Raw genomic sequence first — 14,599 nt, forward strand, 5'->3', positions numbered from 1 at the left:
CAACAAAACCTCGGCGAGGTTTACTTAGATGGACATAATACCTTTATGGAAATCAATATGACAATACAAATACTTGATTTGAAATCAGAACGTTGTCCTATGGCATTGTTAAAGGTTAAGCGATTTGTTACAACAGTGGCTTCAGATCACGTTATCGATGTTTATCTACAAGATAGAGCAAGTCTTGCCGACATACAGCGTTATTTGAAACAGCAACAATATTCAGTAACAATGATGCCTAGCCCAGACCCTGTTGTGGTTTTGCGGATACAAAAAGAGAAGAAGACATTAATATGTTCGAAATGCTAAATGGCTGGTACAAAAAACGCTTTTCAGATCCTCATGCAACAGCGCTTCTCGTGTTGTTGGTGGTTGGTTTTTTAACTATCTATTTTTTAGGTCACCTCATTGCACCGGTGCTGGCGGCGATTGTTCTAGCATACCTGCTGGAGTGGCCAGTTATGCGTCTGGTACGTCTTGGTGCGCCAAGAACGCTATCTGTGGTTATTGTTGTGCTGATATTTATGGGGCTTATGTTATTGGCGGTGTTTGGTTTAGTCCCGACAGTATGGCGTCAGGTAGCGAATTTTCTTGCCGATATCCCGAACATGTTTAACAGCTTTCAAGCCTTTGTCTTGAGCCTTCCAGAGCGTTACCCCGAGCTAGTGGATGAGACACAAGTATTGATTGTTATGGATTCATTGCGATTAAAAATGTTGGGACTTGGGGAGAGTGTCTTAAAAGGATCGCTGGCATCGTTAGTGAATATAGCGACCATCGCTGTCTATATGATCCTCGTCCCTCTGCTGGTCTTCTTTTTATTGAAAGACAAAGAAGAGATGCTGACAACGCTGAGTTCAATATTGCCTCGTAACCGCCGCTTAACCGATAAAGTTGGCACTGAAATGAACCAACAGATATCCAATTACATTCGCGGAAAAGTAACAGAAATCCTAATTGTTGGTAGTGTTGCCTACGTAATGTTCCTGTTTTTGGGTTTGCAATATGCTGTGTTACTAAGTGTCTTGGCTGGTGTTTCAGTGCTAATTCCTTATATTGGTGCTGCGGCCGTTACCGTTCCAATCATGATGGTGGCCCTGTTTCAATGGGGAGTGAGTGGGGAAACTTGGTGGGTATTAATCGCTTATGGTGTTTTGCAAGCTTTAGATGGAAATGTCTTGGTTCCTGTACTGTTTTCTGAAGCAGTAAACTTACACCCCGTTGCCATCATTATTGCGGTCTTGGTGTTTGGTGGTTTGTGGGGATTCTGGGGCGTATTCTTTGCAATTCCGTTAGCAACCTTAGTTAAGGCTGTGTGGCGAGCATTTCCTTCCCCTGAGCACATGGAAGCAGAATAAGCGAACACACCGTTTAACATAATGCAGTGAAAGGGGACCTTGTCCCCTTTTTTCTAAACAGTGCTCAAATAGCGTCCCTTAGTTCGCATCTAAATAGTTTAAAACCACTTCATGATGATCTTTGGTTTTAAACTTATTAAAGATGTGCTCAATATTTCCAGACTCATCAATCAGGAAGCTGGTTCTCACTACCCCCATGTTCTCACGTCCCATGAACTTCTTGAGTTGCCAAACCCCGTACATCTCGCAAACCGCGTGGTCTTCATCAGCCAGTAATGTGAAGTTTAGCGTTTGCTTGTTGCTAAAGTTAGTGAGTTTTTTCGGGGTATCAGGACTGACACCAAGGACAACAACGTTGCGAGCATCGAGTTCAGCTTTGGTGTCACGTAACCCTTGAGCCTGTACGGTACAACCGGGTGTTGACGCTCGAGGGTAGAAGTAGAGTAAGACTTTTTTACCGTTGAATTGGGTCAAAGAGACAGGGGTGCCATTTTGATCTAACAAGGTAAATGTTGGCGCAGGTGTGCCAACGACGAGGTCGTTCATGCGGAGCTTCCTTGTATATTGTTTTGACTAAAGGTGACTGAGCCTTGGGCATTTAGCGATAGGCATAGCGCCGTAAAGGCTTCTTGTAATTCGATAAGGTGGCAGTCATCAGGGAGCCGACTACTGATATTAATTGATAGCTGTTTACTGCCATCAGCGCAGTCCGTTGTATTGGTACGCAATGTCGTTAGGTCTATGTCTCGGGTCGCAAGGAAGTGGGTAAACTTTGCGATAATAGCGGGAGCGTCGGTTAATGTGATGGTGAAATCTGCCATATACTCGGTAACGGTATGCTGATGGGGAGTGGTGCGCTTTAGCAAGGTAATAAGAGCCCTTTGCTGTGCGAATCGCGGCAGGGTCTGTTCGATCTGCGTAATGGCCAATTTAGAACCGGAGATAAGCATAATTAGCGTAAATTCATCACCAAAACTGCCGATACGGCTATCAATGATATTGCACGGTGCGTCACTGATATGCTGGATAACTTCGTCACATATCCCTGGTCTATCCTGACCCATTGCAGTAAAGACTAAGTAGTGGTCCATCGAAGAGCTTTCCTTTTATGATTGAGCGCTAATGTCAGGTTAACGCAAAATGATAGGAATACAAATGGTTATCAAGCTAGCGATTTCCAGTATTACTGAGTTTTTTAATCAATAAAAGGGGAGGAATGTCGTGGTTTGGCATCGAGTTTTAATATTGTCACCAATTTAACCTCGTCAGGCTTGTGTTTCCTGATTGGCAAAAGTACCATGAAGCACTGATCTATAAGGGGAGAAGGACATGTTTAAAGGAAGCATGGTAGCTTTAATTACGCCTCTAGATGCGGCGGGAAATGTTGATTACAAAAGCCTGCAACGTTTGGTGGAATATCATATCGAAGCAGGAACGGATGCTATTATTTCGATGGGAACAACGGGTGAATCAGCCACACTGAGTGTTGATGAGCATGTTGAGGTTGTTCTAAAGACAATTGCTTTCGCGGCAGGACGTGTTCAGGTTATTGCCGGAACGGGTGCAAATGCCACACATGAAGCGGTCGATTTTAATAAACGCTTTGCCAATACAGGTATATCGGGTTGTTTGACCGTTACCCCTTATTATAACCGTCCGACTCAGGAAGGGTTATATCAACACTTTAAGGCAATTGCTGAATCAGCAGATGTGCCTCAAATTCTATATAATGTTCCCGCACGAACTGGCGTTGACTTACTACCAGAAACGGTAGCAAGGCTGGCTAAATTACCGAATATTGTTGGTATTAAAGATGCGACTGGCGATCTTAAACGCGTTAGCATTACTCGGGAACTTTGTGGCCATGATTTTATCCAATTGAGCGGTGACGACCAAACAGGTTTGGACTTCGTTGCCCTAGGTGGACATGGCGTTATTTCTGTTACGGCGAACATTGCTGCGAAAGAGATGGCGACCATGTTTGGATTAGCATTGAATGGTCAGCTTGAAGAAGCGCGTGCGATTGACCGTCGTTTGATGCCATTACATAAAAATTTATTTATTGAATCTAGCCCAACACCGGTTAAGTGGGCGGCAACTCAGTTGAAGTTAATTGAGTCTCCTGTGGTTCGCTTACCATTGGTGGCATTATCAGAGCAGGGAAAATCAACCATTTCTACTGCATTAACTGATTCCGGGTTGTTGTAATTTCAGGAGTTGTAATGAAGTTCACTTCAAAGCTTGTACTAAGTGGTTCGTTAATTGTTTTGTTAGCGGCATGTTCCAGAGATCCAGAATCACGGCGTCAGGCTAAACAAGATTTTAATTATTTGGATACCCCCCCATTACAGGGAATGGTGTTGCCAGAAGGAAAAGAATTCTCTGAGATGTCAGATTATGTCATCCCTTCTGGAGAGTATCGCGGAGGTATTGGTAATGAGGTGGACATCCGCTCTCCAGTACAAGTACTTGAACTGATCCCCGGTGCACGTACTCAAATTGATGAGGACGGAACCATTACAATGTGGTTGCAGCAACAAGAAGAGCAACAACGTGTATGGCGTGTCCTTGAAGAGGCGATGGTCGAGCAAGGTACGCCAATCAAGGTGCAAGAAGCAAACTTGATTGAAACAGACTGGCTAATTTGGGAACAGGAAGGTGACGCAGACTTCGGTATTGAAAGTCGCTATCGCATTAACCAGGTCTCACAAGACAACCGTTACGGCTTTCAAGTGCGCTTACTTGAATGGCGCAAGCAGGGGGTGGAAGCTGCAGAATCAGATCGCTTAAGCGCGCTGCGCTACAACACCATTGTGACCAATATTATTACCTCACGCTACGATCAAATGTTACGTAAGCAAGCATTATTGCGTGCTCAGCAACAGGTTAAGCGCGTGGCAGTGAATATGGGGCAAGATCGTAGCGGATTACCAGTGATCATTGCGCGAGCTGAGTACGATGTTTTCTGGGAGCGCTTACCAATATTGCTTGAGCAAACGGGTTTCACGATCAGTGGACGAAATCGTTCTCAAGGTGAGATTGAAGTGAAATTTAAAGCGCCGAACGATGAATACTGGCAAGAGATTGGCATTAAGCCTATCCGTTTAGATGATCGCAGCTATACATTGCAACTGGGTGATCTTGGCAACCGTACGTCGATTAATGTCACCGATAACAAAGGTAAACCTGTTCCGGAAGAAGCGTTAGAAACATTCGCTTTGGCGTTGGCGTCATTCTCTGATATGGAATAGCAACCAATAGATGGAAATATGAAAAGGCCAGTTATTGCTGGCCTTTTTGCTGTTGGCTGGACAATGTTAGCCAGATAAGCGTTGCGGTTCTATTTTACTTCAACTCCTTTTGCCTGCAGATCCGCATGGTAAGAGGAGCGCACAAATGGACCACAAGCGGCGTGGGTAAAGCCTAAATCAAGGGCAATCTGTTTTAGCTCATCAAACTCTTCTGGTGGAACGTAACGCTCTACCGGTAAGTGATGTCGGCTTGGCGCAAGGTATTGACCAAGAGTTAGCATTGTCACTCCGTGCGCACGAAGATCTTTCATTACCTCTATAATCTCTTCTTTGGTTTCACCTAAGCCCATCATTAACCCAGACTTAGTAGGAATTGTTGGGTGCATCTCGCCAAACTTTTTCAGCAGTGTTAACGACCATTGGTAGTTTGCACCTGGCCTCGCGCGGCGATAGAGGCGTGGCGCTGTTTCTAAGTTGTGGTTAAACACATCTGGCGGTGAGCTATTTAAAACCTCTAAGGCAATGTCCATCCGACCGCGAAAATCTGGTACTAATGTTTCGATACGGATATCAGGGCTCTTGGCACGAATGTGTGCAACACAGTCAGCAAAGTGTTGTGCACCACCATCACGCAGGTCGTCACGATCGACAGACGTGATAACCACATAACGTAGGGCCATTTCAGCTATCGTTTGAGCAAGTTTGCTAGGTTCATTCTCATCAGGAGGCAATGGGCGACCGTGGCCTACATCGCAGAAAGGACAGCGGCGAGTGCAGATTGCGCCCAGAATCATGAACGTCGCAGTACCGTGGTTAAAGCACTCAGCAAGGTTGGGGCACGATGCCTCCTCGCAGACGGAATGTAGCTTATTTTTGCGCATTGCAGATTTGATATCTTGAATGCGTTTATTGTCTGCGGGAAGTTTAATCTTCATCCAATCTGGCTTGCGCAATACTTCTGCGGCTGGCTCCGTGACATGTTTCACCGGAATGAGGGCCATTTTATCGGCGTCACGGTACTTTACTCCGGTTTCCATCTGTATAGGTTTACTCATTATACTTTGCTTTCCGTAGGCCACACCACCTGCTTATAACGCAGCTGTGCAGCAAAATGTTGAACCAATATGGGGTGAATATCTAACAGCTGTGTTGGCCCGTTGAGCTGAGCCGTTTGCGTCATCTCCATGCCTGCGTAACCGCAAGGGTTAATACGTAGAAATGGAGACAAATCCATATTAACGTTTAAAGCCAAGCCATGAAATGAACACCCTTTTCGAATACGTAGCCCTAAAGAACAGATTTTCTGTGAACCGACATAGACGCCTGGTGCATCTGGACGCGCTTCGGCGTCGATAGAAAACGTCTTTAAGGTGTCAATAACGCTACTTTCAATGTGCGTGACCAGATCGCGAACGCCCAGTTTTCGGCGCCGTAAGTCGACCAATACATAAGCAACCAGTTGGCCAGGCCCATGATAGGTGACTTGGCCTCCACGATCGCTTTGAAATATAGGGATATCAGCGGTATTGAGGAGGTGTTCTTCTTTTCCTGCTTGACCTTGGGTAAACACCGGGCGGTGTTCAACCAACCACAACTCATCAGGCGTGTCTGCATCACGATGATCGGTGAAGTCATGCATAGCCTGATAGGTTGTCTGGTAGTCACATAAGCCCAAATGGCGAATAATAAGTTCTGATTGCACTGCGTTTGCCCACTGTGAATGGTAATATCCTTTCCGTACTGAGCATACCTGATCCGTTACAGAGATTAAAGAATTGCGGGTGGATATGTTACGCGATTGCTACAAGGTTGAATTTCAAGCATAAAAAAACGGCCACAACAGTGGCCGTTAGAAATGAATTCAATGAGGGCTTACAATACCATTTTGACGATATCGATCGCTGCCAACTCTTTGTATAGAATCTCTACCTGCTCAATCGATGTTGCGGTAATCGAAACAGAGACTGAGTGAAAATTTCCCTTCGCGCTAGGCTTTACACGCGGGGTATAGTCACCCGGTGCATGGCGTTGGATCACTTCCAAAACCAAGTCCGGTAGTTCAGGTTTGGCTGCACCTACTGCTTTGTAAGTGAATGAGCACGGAAAATCAAGCAGGTCCCGTAGCGTAGCCTGTGGTTGTTGCATAACGAACTCCAGCAAAAATGGTATAGCGGGGCATATTAATCGCTTGTCCCCAAGAACTCAAGTAATCAGCTAAACAGGTTACTAAAGTACTGTTTTATGCGATCGATCAGCTGGCTAAACCAGCTACCCGCTTCAACGGCTTCCATGGTGACTAACGGAAAAGTGGCAATGGTGGTGCCATCCATTTGGTAGTTAACGCTACCAATCTGTTGTCCTTGTTGCAGTGGTGCCTCCAGCACTTCGTCAATGCTGAAGTTCGCCGTCAGATCTTCCACTTGAGCACGAGGAACCGTAAGTTGAATATCTTGCATAACGCCTAGTGCCACATCTGGTTGCTGACCTAGCCATACCCGCTCTGTTGCCAATACATCGCCTTGCTGGTGCAGAGCAACGGTGTCAAAGAAACGGAAACCATAATTGAGGAGTTTCTTACTTTCAGCGCTACGGGCTTCAGGGCTATCTGTTCCCATAACCACCGCAATGAGGCGCATGTGATCTTGAGTCGCGGTGCTAACTAAGCTGTAGCCGGCCTTGCTAGTATGGCCTGTCTTCATGCCATCGACATTTAAGCTGGAATCCCAAAGTAAGCTATTACGGTTATATTGGGTAATGCCGTTATAGGTAAATGACTTTTCGCTATAGAGAGAAAACTCCTCTGGCACATCGCGGATCAGTGCTTGAGCCAGCAGCGACATATCGTAAGGTGTGGTATATAGGTTGTCGTTATCGAGACCATGAGGGTTGGCGTATTGGGTATTTTCCATCGCCAGTTTTGCCGCCCAATTATTCATTAATGTCACAAATGCATCACTTGAACCCGCGATATGTTCTGCCATTGCAACGCTAGCATCATTGCCAGACTGGATAACAATACCACGATTGAGATCCGCGACTTTGACTGTGGTGCCCACTTCAATAAACATTTTTGATGAGCCAGGGAAGTTCTTAGCCCATGCCTTTTCACTGATCACAACATCATCATCTAGCGAGATATTTCCCTGTTTGATCTCCTGACCAATAATATAGCTGGTCATCATCTTGGTCAGGCTTGCTGGATTGAGGGTCTCATGGGCATTTTTCTCACTAATGATTTGCCCCGAATTGTAATCGAGCAAGACATAGCCTTTAGCATCGATAGACGGTGCAGTTGGCGTTGGTGATATAGCGGCCATCACTGGCCAAGAGAAAGAAGCAGCCAGACAAGCCGCTGGCATCGTACGCAAAGCTATTTTAAACATATAAATTTTTTATAATTACTGTAATGAAGTGTGACTATAACAAATTTAAAAAGGAAATAATGTTATTCGTCAGTAAGAGTCGGTTTATGTTGTGGCGTAAATTGCGACGTCATCGCCGCAGAGCTTGTCACCCCGTCGATTACCTCACGTTGGTGTGATGAGGTAATAATGTAGGCGGCACTAAAACCGTTGGCAATCGCAGCGTCTTTCACTTGCTTCGCCAATGCTTTGTTCGTGATTGGCCCTAATCGAACACGGGTTAAATTGCTTGTTTCATCATTGATACTGAGTGCTTCTGTGGCGAACTGCTCTGCGATAGGGGCGGCTTGTGCCAAGCTAATCGTGGGATCATTTACCGCGGCCAGTTGCACGTAGTAGTCGTATTGGTGAAGGGTATGAATTTCATCATCGCTCGGTTTATCGACAGTGATGATTTCAACACGGACTGGTGCCGTTCCGGTTTTGATTACGCCAATTTTTTTCGCTGCAGCGTAACTAAGGTCAATAACACGGCCCTCGTGGAAAGGTCCGCGATCATTGACTCTAACAATCACACTGTGGCCATTATCCAAGTTTGTTACCGTAACATAACTAGGGAGAGGGAGTGTTTTGTGTGCCGCTGTCATCGAATACATGTCGTACACCTCACCGTTCGACGTGAGGTGGCCGTGGAACTTTTTGCCATACCATGACGCTAGGCCTTCTTCGCTAAACTCAGCACTATCTTGAATGATGGTGTAGCTTTCACCACGTAGCGTATAGTCTCTATTGCCTGCTAGGCTGTATGGTTCATAGCGCGGCTGAGCGTCATCCAGATGAATAACAGTTGGGGTTTGCTCTGGTGCTACGTCATCGTCCAGTGCGTAGCGACCTGATGGTGGGGATGATTGACACGCTGCTAATAGCAATATAATAGAGAGTGAATACAGTCTGCGTTGCATTAGTTGGCCTTTGATAACATTTTGCGGTGAGTATGAATAGACATTAATATGCCGAAGCCGGCCATCAACGTCACCATGGATGTACCACCATAACTGACTAAGGGTAACGGTACGCCAACAACGGGTAAAATTCCGCTAACCATTCCGACATTTACAAAAATATAGACAAAAAAGCTTAAAACAACACTTCCCGACATCATACGCCCAAACGCACTTTGTACGCGACTGGCAAGCAGTAGGCCGCGGCCAATAATAAAGAGGTACAGTGCAAATAATGCCACAATGCCCGTTAACCCCCACTCTTCACCAATAACGGCAAAAATGAAGTCAGTATGACGCTCGGGTAAGAACTCTAATTGTGACTGTGTGCCTTGTAACCAGCCTTTGCCTGTCACTCCCCCAGAGCCGATGGCGATTTTCGATTGGATAATATGATAGCCAGCACCAAGAGGATCAGACTCAGGGTTAAATAAGGTACGCACTCGAACGCGTTGGTAATCGCGCATCAAAAAGAACCATAGCACCGGCATAAAAGAGGCGCCCAGAACTCCAGCAGACGCGATGAGTCGCCAGCTTATGCCGGACAAAAATAGTACAAATATTCCTGATGCGGCAATGAGGATCGACGTGCCTAAGTCGGGCTGTTTTGCGATCAGAATGGTGGGCACCAGAATCATAACTAAAGCAAGAACAATATTTTTCAGCTTAGGAGGGAGCGGTTGGCTACCGATAAAGCGCGCGACCATCAACGGCACGGCGAGCTTTAATAATTCTGAGGGCTGGAAGCGAACAAAACCTAAATCTAACCAACGCTGTGCCCCTTTTGATGACACACCGAAAAAGAGCACACCCAACAGCAGTACAACGCCCAGCGCGTAAAGATAAGGTGCCCAATACTCGTACTGACGTGGCGGTATTTGAGCTAAAACAAACATCACACCAAAGGCGATGACAATACGAATGGCTTGCCTTTCCATCATGGCTGTATTTTGGCCGCTCGCACTCCACATAACCAATAGGCCAAAAGCGGTGACAGCCAGAAGCCCTAATAGCAGTGGCAGATCTAAGTGAATGCGCTCAAAAAGTGATTTTTTATTTCCAGTCACGGAAGACAGGGTATTCATCGGGTGATCACCTTTTCGATTATCTTATCCTCAGGTTCTGGCTCAACGAGCATATGATCGAAAATCTGTCGGGTTAACGGGGCCGCATTGGCCGAACCGCCACCCGCATTTTCAAGCACCATCGAAATCACGAGTTCAGGTTCTTCGTAAGGCGCAAAGGCGACATAGAGTGCATGGTCACGCAAATGCTCTTCAATTTCATCCGCATCGTACTCTTGATCTTCTGCCAAGCCAAAGACTTGTGCTGTGCCAGTCTTACCGCCAGAGGTGTATTTTGCATCGGCAAAGCTGCGTCGAGCTGTCCCAGTGACGCCATGGTTAACACGACGCATGCCATCTTTGGCAATCTCCCAATAACGGCGGTTAACATCATCAATATCAGGGAACGGGCGTGGAATAATTTCGGCATTGTTGTCAGCAATACGCATAAGAAGCTGTGGTGCATCGACTTGCCCCGAATTAATTAACACATTGGTGGCCTTTGCCATTTGAATAGGGGTTGCAGTCCAATAACCCTGACCAATTCCAACTGGAATGGTGTCTCCTTTATACCAAGGTTCTTTATGACGTGCTTGCTTCCATGCACGGGTTGGCATGTTGGCGCGGCTCTCTTCAAAAATATCAATACCCGTCAGGTCACCAAAACCAAAGCGATACATCCAACTGGATATTCTGTCGATCCCTAAGTCATAGGCCATTTGATAAAAGAAGGTATCAACAGATTCTTCGATAGCTTTACTAATATTAACCTTACCATGTCCCCAACGTTTCCAGTCTCGGAAGGGGCGGGTATTGGAGTTAGGAATATGCCAATAGCCGGGGTCGTTACGGGTGGTTTGGGGGGTAATAACTCGCTCTTGCAATGCCGCAACGGCGAGATAAGGTTTTACTGTGGACGCTGGTGGGTAGACACCCAGCGTTACACGGTTAACTAGAGGGCGACTGTTGTCATTGAGCAAGGCACGATAATCTGACGCTGAAATGCCATGCACAAACAGATTAGGGTCGTAACTCGGGCTAGAGACCATAGCCAATATAGACGCGTCATTCGGATCAAGAATAACCACAGCGCCGCGTTTCTGAACCTCTTTTACCTCTCCTGTCTCTTCATTGATGATCTGCTTAGTGAGTTTTTTCTGCACATAAAGCTGTAAATCAATGTCGATATTTAGGTAAATATCCACCCCTGCAACAGGTGGGACATATTTGAGCGTTCGGATCACTCGGCCTCGGCTGTTCACTTCAACTTCTTGATAGCCAGATGTCCCGTGCAATAGATCTTCGTAGTAACGTTCTATTCCGATCTTGCCAATATCACGGGTTGCACGATAGTTATTAATTTTTTCTTCGCGCTCTAGGTGATCAATATCGCGGTCATTAATACGGGCGACATAACCAAGGGCGTGGGTAAGGGCATCACCGAATGGATAGTGACGTTTAAGGTGAGCACGAACTTCGACACCAGGAAAACGGTGTTGGTTGACAGAGAAGAGAGCGACTTCTTCTTCACTGAGCTGATCTTTTATCGCGATGGTATTAAAGCGTCGGGTACGACGCCGTTCGCGTTCAAAGCGCGCAATATTAGCATCACTTAGTTCAATAAGTTCACTGAGCGCCGAGATGGTTTTAGCGGTATCGCCGGCTTGCTCTGGCGTGATTTCCAAAGAAAAAACGGGCAGATTTTCAGCCAGCACAATGCCATTGCGATCGTAAATGAGGCCGCGATTTGGTGCGACAGGTACGAATTTTATTCGGTTGTCATTTGACCGAGTCGCATAATCATCGAACTGTTTAACCTGAATATTATACAGATTAATCAAAAGTAGGCCGACCAGAACAAGAATACCCGCAAAAGAGACAAGAGCTCGGCGGAAAAAGAGTGCCGACTCAGCCCGATAGTCGCGGATCTGGCTACGCTTTTGTCTCATGACGAATTATTCCCGATGGTAAGGGTGGTTAGCGGTGATACTCCAGGCACGATACAGGCTTTCAGCCATCACGACACGCACGAGCGGGTGGGGGAGTGTCAAGGGGGACAATGACCAGCTTTGATCAGCGGCCGCCTTGCAAGCAGGGGCGAGTCCCTCTGGCCCCCCAATCAAGATAGACACATCACGCCCATCTAGCTTCCAGCTATCAAGCTGTTCAGCCAGTTGCGGGGTATCCCAGCGCTTTCCGGGAATATCTAGAGTTACAATTCTGTTGCCTTTTGGTACGGCAGCGAGCATAGCTTCGCCTTCTTTTTGCAGAATACGGGCGATATCTGCATTCTTCCCTCGTTTACCAGCTGAAATTTCGATCAACTCTAAAGGCATGTCTTTGGGAAAACGGCGGCTATATTCTTTGTAGCCTTCTTCAACCCATTTGGGCATCTTCGTACCAACAGCAATTAATTGTAACTTCATGGTTAGATCAGCTCCACAGCTTTTCTAGTTGGTATAGTTCACGTGCGCTGTTTTGCATGATATGTAGCATTACGCTGCCCATATCAACGATGACCCATTCAGCATCAACTTGTCCACTAATGCCAAAAGGAGGGTAGTCGATGGCTTTGCTCTCTTTTTCAACATGATCTGCAATAGAAGCAACATGGCGATTGGAGTTACCGGTACAAATTACCATCACTTCTGTAATGCTCGATTTTCCACGAACATCTATGGTTACGATATCGGCGGCTTTCATATCATCAACTTTATCTACAATAAAGTCTTGAAGGTCTTGTACTTGCAAGGTATATCCTCAGGTTGGTGTCAAAAAGCCACATCAATTAATGCGACTTAATGTCGTTGCAGTTTTAGGCAGAATCACTACCTATAATAAACACACAGAGTCGTATTCTGCGGGCTTTCATTTGATTTGAGCGCAGGAGTATAGCATTCGCGCTACTCAGGGCAAGTAGGCAGTCAATGGCTTGACAGCAAGACCACACATTTCGATCGAGAATTGACGTAACCTTGACCAAATCGCATTGTCATATTCGGTTTTGGCTTCAATTTCTAAGGCCGCGAGTAGCGACAGTAGCATAATGACTTTAGCACGAGGTAATCGCTGCAATGCCCCTGTTATCAAAGGCCTACGTGTTTGCCATATTTTTAGCTGCTCAAATGTTATTTGGAGAGTTTGCCCTTTCATACCCAGCTCGTGGATTTTGTTAAGTTGCATTAACTCTCTTTGTAGCGTGCGAAGAATGATAATGGGTTCAACCCCTTCTCCTTCTAAGCGCTGCAATACGCGTTGGGCCCGTTTTGTTTGCCCAGCAAGCAGGGCATCAACGAGCTGAAATGGCGTATAGTGGCTATGGCTGCTTAGTGCCTCTTCCAATCGCACCAACGTAAGTTGCCCATCAGGAAAGAGTAAAGCCAGTTTCTCAAGGCTTTGCGCTAAGGCCAGTAAATTGCCCTCATGTAGCTGAGCTAAAAACTGAACCGACTCAGGATCGGCTTGAAGCTTCAATGTTTGGCAACGCTGTTGGATAAAGCGAGGAAGTTGACGCAGTTCGGGACTATTACAAGGCACCCAAACACCGGCTTTTGTGAGAGCTTTAAACCACTGGGCGCTCTCTTGGCGTTTGTTTATGCGTGGGCCAAAGATAACCAGCAAGATATCGCTATGTAACATTTCAGCGAGGTTGACCAACTGCTTGCTTTGTGGCGCAGTTAGGCCTGTATCAGGCATCTCTAAGCTGATCACTTGACGTTGCGAAAATAGGCTCAATGCTTGGCAACAGTCGAAGACCTCTTGCCAGTCAAGTTGGTTCGTTATGGCAAAGTGATGTTTTTCTTCAAAACCCGCTTGGCGAGCAGCTTTAAAAATATCTCGGCTAACCTCTGATTTTAGTAGTGGTTCATTGCCAAGTAAGAGGTAGCTCTGTTGTAGCGAACGTGATAATTGGCTACCCAGCGCTTCTGGATAAGTGCGCATAGGGCTAGTCTATTGCCTCGTAATACTCAGTTTCTTCGTAAAAACCGGTCTCTTCGTAATAATTGGCGTCGTCGTTAAACCCGTCTTCTTGATTGAGTTCCGAGACGTCGCCTGCCCCTCTCTCGTCATAGAGGCGATTTACACGAGCAAGTTGGCGTACAATTTGTGAAGCGGCTTGTTCGCGCATCTCGTTTCTTACCATGTCACGCTCGACCGATTTTGCCAATGCGGTTTGTGGGTTGTCCAAAAATGTACGATTTACCTGCGTGGTTAGGTTCAATGTCCCTTTGCCAGGTACGGTAATCGCGTAACTGACGCGCATCGATAGTGCATATTCGGCTTTGCGGCTATTTTGATACAGCGATAACGTGTGTTCGGACAGTCCTTCTCGGATGATGCGCAAGTGAGGTATATCAGCATGGGCGGGAACAGTTGAAATGCCTGCTAAGGTTAGTTGATGCTCCATTATGCGTCGGAAAGATCCAAAGCGATCATAGCTGCTAACGGATATTTCAGATAGCTCTTCAGGCAATAAACTGGTACTTCTTAGCTGGAAGCCGCACGCAGTAAGTAAGAGTGTAAATACGCCGATCAGACTAAGGCGGTACAGTGTAGTCACAG

General features: G+C 46.3%; 17 protein-coding genes. 4 read left to right on the forward strand and 13 right to left on the reverse strand.

Going from position 1 to position 14,599, the window contains the following annotated elements:
• The first annotated feature begins 57 nt into the window (after window positions 1-57).
• Window positions 58-309 (forward strand): sulfurtransferase TusA family protein, encoded by a 252-nt coding sequence (locus ACKLNH_RS19435; RefSeq protein WP_413113925.1) that lies wholly within the window; start codon window positions 58-60, stop codon window positions 307-309.
• Window positions 294-1,358, forward strand: a complete 1,065-nt coding sequence (locus ACKLNH_RS19440) for an AI-2E family transporter (protein WP_413113926.1) — start codon at window positions 294-296, stop codon at window positions 1,356-1,358. Before ACKLNH_RS19435 ends, ACKLNH_RS19440 begins: the two co-directional genes overlap by 16 nt.
• 78 nt (window positions 1,359-1,436) lie before the next feature.
• Here the strand turns inward: ACKLNH_RS19440 and bcp are convergent, their stop codons facing one another.
• Together bcp and ACKLNH_RS19450 are read right to left on the reverse strand one after the other, a co-directional pair.
• On the reverse strand, window positions 1,437-1,904 hold the full coding sequence (gene bcp / locus ACKLNH_RS19445) for a thioredoxin-dependent thiol peroxidase (RefSeq protein WP_413113927.1): 468 nt from the start codon (window positions 1,902-1,904) through the stop codon (window positions 1,437-1,439).
• Window positions 1,901-2,449: a glycine cleavage system transcriptional repressor gene (locus ACKLNH_RS19450; protein ID WP_413113928.1), complete on the reverse strand. Its 549-nt coding sequence runs from the start codon at window positions 2,447-2,449 to the stop codon at window positions 1,901-1,903. Before ACKLNH_RS19450 ends, bcp begins: the two co-directional genes overlap by 4 nt.
• Window positions 2,450-2,687: 238 nt before the next feature.
• On the opposite strand from ACKLNH_RS19450, the gene dapA reads away from it, so the two are divergent.
• The gene (gene dapA, locus ACKLNH_RS19455) at window positions 2,688-3,566 is read left to right on the forward strand and encodes a 4-hydroxy-tetrahydrodipicolinate synthase (RefSeq protein WP_413113929.1); all 879 of its coding nucleotides are present in this window, start codon (window positions 2,688-2,690) and stop codon (window positions 3,564-3,566) included.
• 14 nt (window positions 3,567-3,580) lie between these two features.
• The gene (gene bamC / locus ACKLNH_RS19460; RefSeq protein WP_413113930.1) at window positions 3,581-4,609 is read left to right on the forward strand and encodes an NlpB/DapX family lipoprotein; all 1,029 of its coding nucleotides are present in this window, start codon (window positions 3,581-3,583) and stop codon (window positions 4,607-4,609) included.
• 89 nt (window positions 4,610-4,698) lie between these two features.
• On the opposite strand, the gene lipA is transcribed toward bamC, so the two are convergent.
• From lipA to ACKLNH_RS19515, 11 genes are all read right to left on the reverse strand, one after another.
• A complete protein-coding gene (gene lipA / locus ACKLNH_RS19465; protein WP_413113931.1) occupies window positions 4,699-5,664 on the reverse strand; it encodes a lipoyl synthase in 966 nt (321 codons plus the stop codon).
• Window positions 5,664-6,311, reverse strand: coding sequence for a lipoyl(octanoyl) transferase LipB (lipB, locus tag ACKLNH_RS19470; RefSeq protein ID WP_413113932.1), 648 nt, complete (start codon window positions 6,309-6,311; stop codon window positions 5,664-5,666). The genes lipA and lipB overlap by 1 nt, the downstream gene beginning before the upstream one ends.
• A gap of 170 nt (window positions 6,312-6,481) precedes the next feature.
• Window positions 6,482-6,754, reverse strand: a complete 273-nt coding sequence (gene ybeD / locus ACKLNH_RS19475) for a DUF493 family protein YbeD (protein WP_413113933.1) — start codon at window positions 6,752-6,754, stop codon at window positions 6,482-6,484.
• Between the two features lie 65 nt (window positions 6,755-6,819).
• On the reverse strand, window positions 6,820-7,992 hold the full coding sequence (locus ACKLNH_RS19480; RefSeq protein WP_413113934.1) for a serine hydrolase: 1,173 nt from the start codon (window positions 7,990-7,992) through the stop codon (window positions 6,820-6,822).
• A 62-nt stretch (window positions 7,993-8,054) separates the two neighbouring features.
• Window positions 8,055-8,933 (reverse strand): septal ring lytic transglycosylase RlpA family protein, encoded by an 879-nt coding sequence (locus ACKLNH_RS19485; RefSeq protein WP_413113935.1) that lies wholly within the window; start codon window positions 8,931-8,933, stop codon window positions 8,055-8,057.
• Complete coding sequence (rodA, locus tag ACKLNH_RS19490) at window positions 8,933-10,057, reverse strand: rod shape-determining protein RodA (RefSeq protein WP_413113936.1); 1,125 nt, start codon at window positions 10,055-10,057, stop codon at window positions 8,933-8,935. Before rodA ends, ACKLNH_RS19485 begins: the two co-directional genes overlap by 1 nt.
• Window positions 10,054-11,985, reverse strand: coding sequence for a penicillin-binding protein 2 (gene mrdA / locus ACKLNH_RS19495; RefSeq protein WP_413113937.1), 1,932 nt, complete (start codon window positions 11,983-11,985; stop codon window positions 10,054-10,056). The genes rodA and mrdA overlap by 4 nt, the downstream gene beginning before the upstream one ends.
• Window positions 11,986-11,991: 6 nt before the next feature.
• Window positions 11,992-12,462: a 23S rRNA (pseudouridine(1915)-N(3))-methyltransferase RlmH gene (gene rlmH / locus ACKLNH_RS19500; RefSeq protein ID WP_413113938.1), complete on the reverse strand. Its 471-nt coding sequence runs from the start codon at window positions 12,460-12,462 to the stop codon at window positions 11,992-11,994.
• Window positions 12,463-12,469: 7 nt separating this feature from the next.
• On the reverse strand, window positions 12,470-12,787 hold the full coding sequence (gene rsfS, locus ACKLNH_RS19505) for a ribosome silencing factor (protein WP_413113939.1): 318 nt from the start codon (window positions 12,785-12,787) through the stop codon (window positions 12,470-12,472).
• A 156-nt stretch (window positions 12,788-12,943) separates the two neighbouring features.
• Entirely contained in the window at window positions 12,944-13,978 is a 1,035-nt protein-coding gene (gene holA / locus ACKLNH_RS19510; protein ID WP_413113940.1) for a DNA polymerase III subunit delta, read from the reverse strand.
• Between the two features lie 4 nt (window positions 13,979-13,982).
• The coding region (locus tag ACKLNH_RS19515; RefSeq protein WP_413113941.1) for an LPS-assembly lipoprotein LptE at window positions 13,983-14,599 on the reverse strand (617 nt) is incomplete at its 5' end.

The sequence above is a fragment of the Thaumasiovibrio clandestinus genome, assembly GCF_047250365.1.
Lineage (GTDB): Bacteria > Pseudomonadota > Gammaproteobacteria > Enterobacterales > Vibrionaceae > Thaumasiovibrio.

Excerpts from the sequence above, each read along its gene's own strand:
- ACKLNH_RS19435 (WP_413113925.1), top strand. The coding sequence starts at position 58 with ATGACAATACAAATACTTGATTTGAAATCAGAACGTTGTCCTATGGCA.
- ACKLNH_RS19440 (WP_413113926.1), top strand. The coding sequence starts at position 294 with ATGTTCGAAATGCTAAATGGCTGGTACAAAAAACGCTTTTCAGATCCT.
- bcp (WP_413113927.1), bottom strand. The coding sequence starts at position 1,904 with ATGAACGACCTCGTCGTTGGCACACCTGCGCCAACATTTACCTTGTTA.
- ACKLNH_RS19450 (WP_413113928.1), bottom strand. The coding sequence starts at position 2,449 with ATGGACCACTACTTAGTCTTTACTGCAATGGGTCAGGATAGACCAGGG.
- dapA (WP_413113929.1), top strand. The coding sequence starts at position 2,688 with ATGTTTAAAGGAAGCATGGTAGCTTTAATTACGCCTCTAGATGCGGCG.
- bamC (WP_413113930.1), top strand. The coding sequence starts at position 3,581 with ATGAAGTTCACTTCAAAGCTTGTACTAAGTGGTTCGTTAATTGTTTTG.
- lipA (WP_413113931.1), bottom strand. The coding sequence starts at position 5,664 with ATGAGTAAACCTATACAGATGGAAACCGGAGTAAAGTACCGTGACGCC.
- ybeD (WP_413113933.1), bottom strand. The coding sequence starts at position 6,754 with ATGCAACAACCACAGGCTACGCTACGGGACCTGCTTGATTTTCCGTGC.
- ACKLNH_RS19480 (WP_413113934.1), bottom strand. The coding sequence starts at position 7,992 with ATGTTTAAAATAGCTTTGCGTACGATGCCAGCGGCTTGTCTGGCTGCT.
- ACKLNH_RS19485 (WP_413113935.1), bottom strand. The coding sequence starts at position 8,933 with ATGCAACGCAGACTGTATTCACTCTCTATTATATTGCTATTAGCAGCG.
- rodA (WP_413113936.1), bottom strand. The coding sequence starts at position 10,057 with ATGAATACCCTGTCTTCCGTGACTGGAAATAAAAAATCACTTTTTGAG.
- mrdA (WP_413113937.1), bottom strand. The coding sequence starts at position 11,985 with ATGAGACAAAAGCGTAGCCAGATCCGCGACTATCGGGCTGAGTCGGCA.
- rlmH (WP_413113938.1), bottom strand. The coding sequence starts at position 12,462 with ATGAAGTTACAATTAATTGCTGTTGGTACGAAGATGCCCAAATGGGTT.
- holA (WP_413113940.1), bottom strand. The coding sequence starts at position 13,978 with ATGCGCACTTATCCAGAAGCGCTGGGTAGCCAATTATCACGTTCGCTA.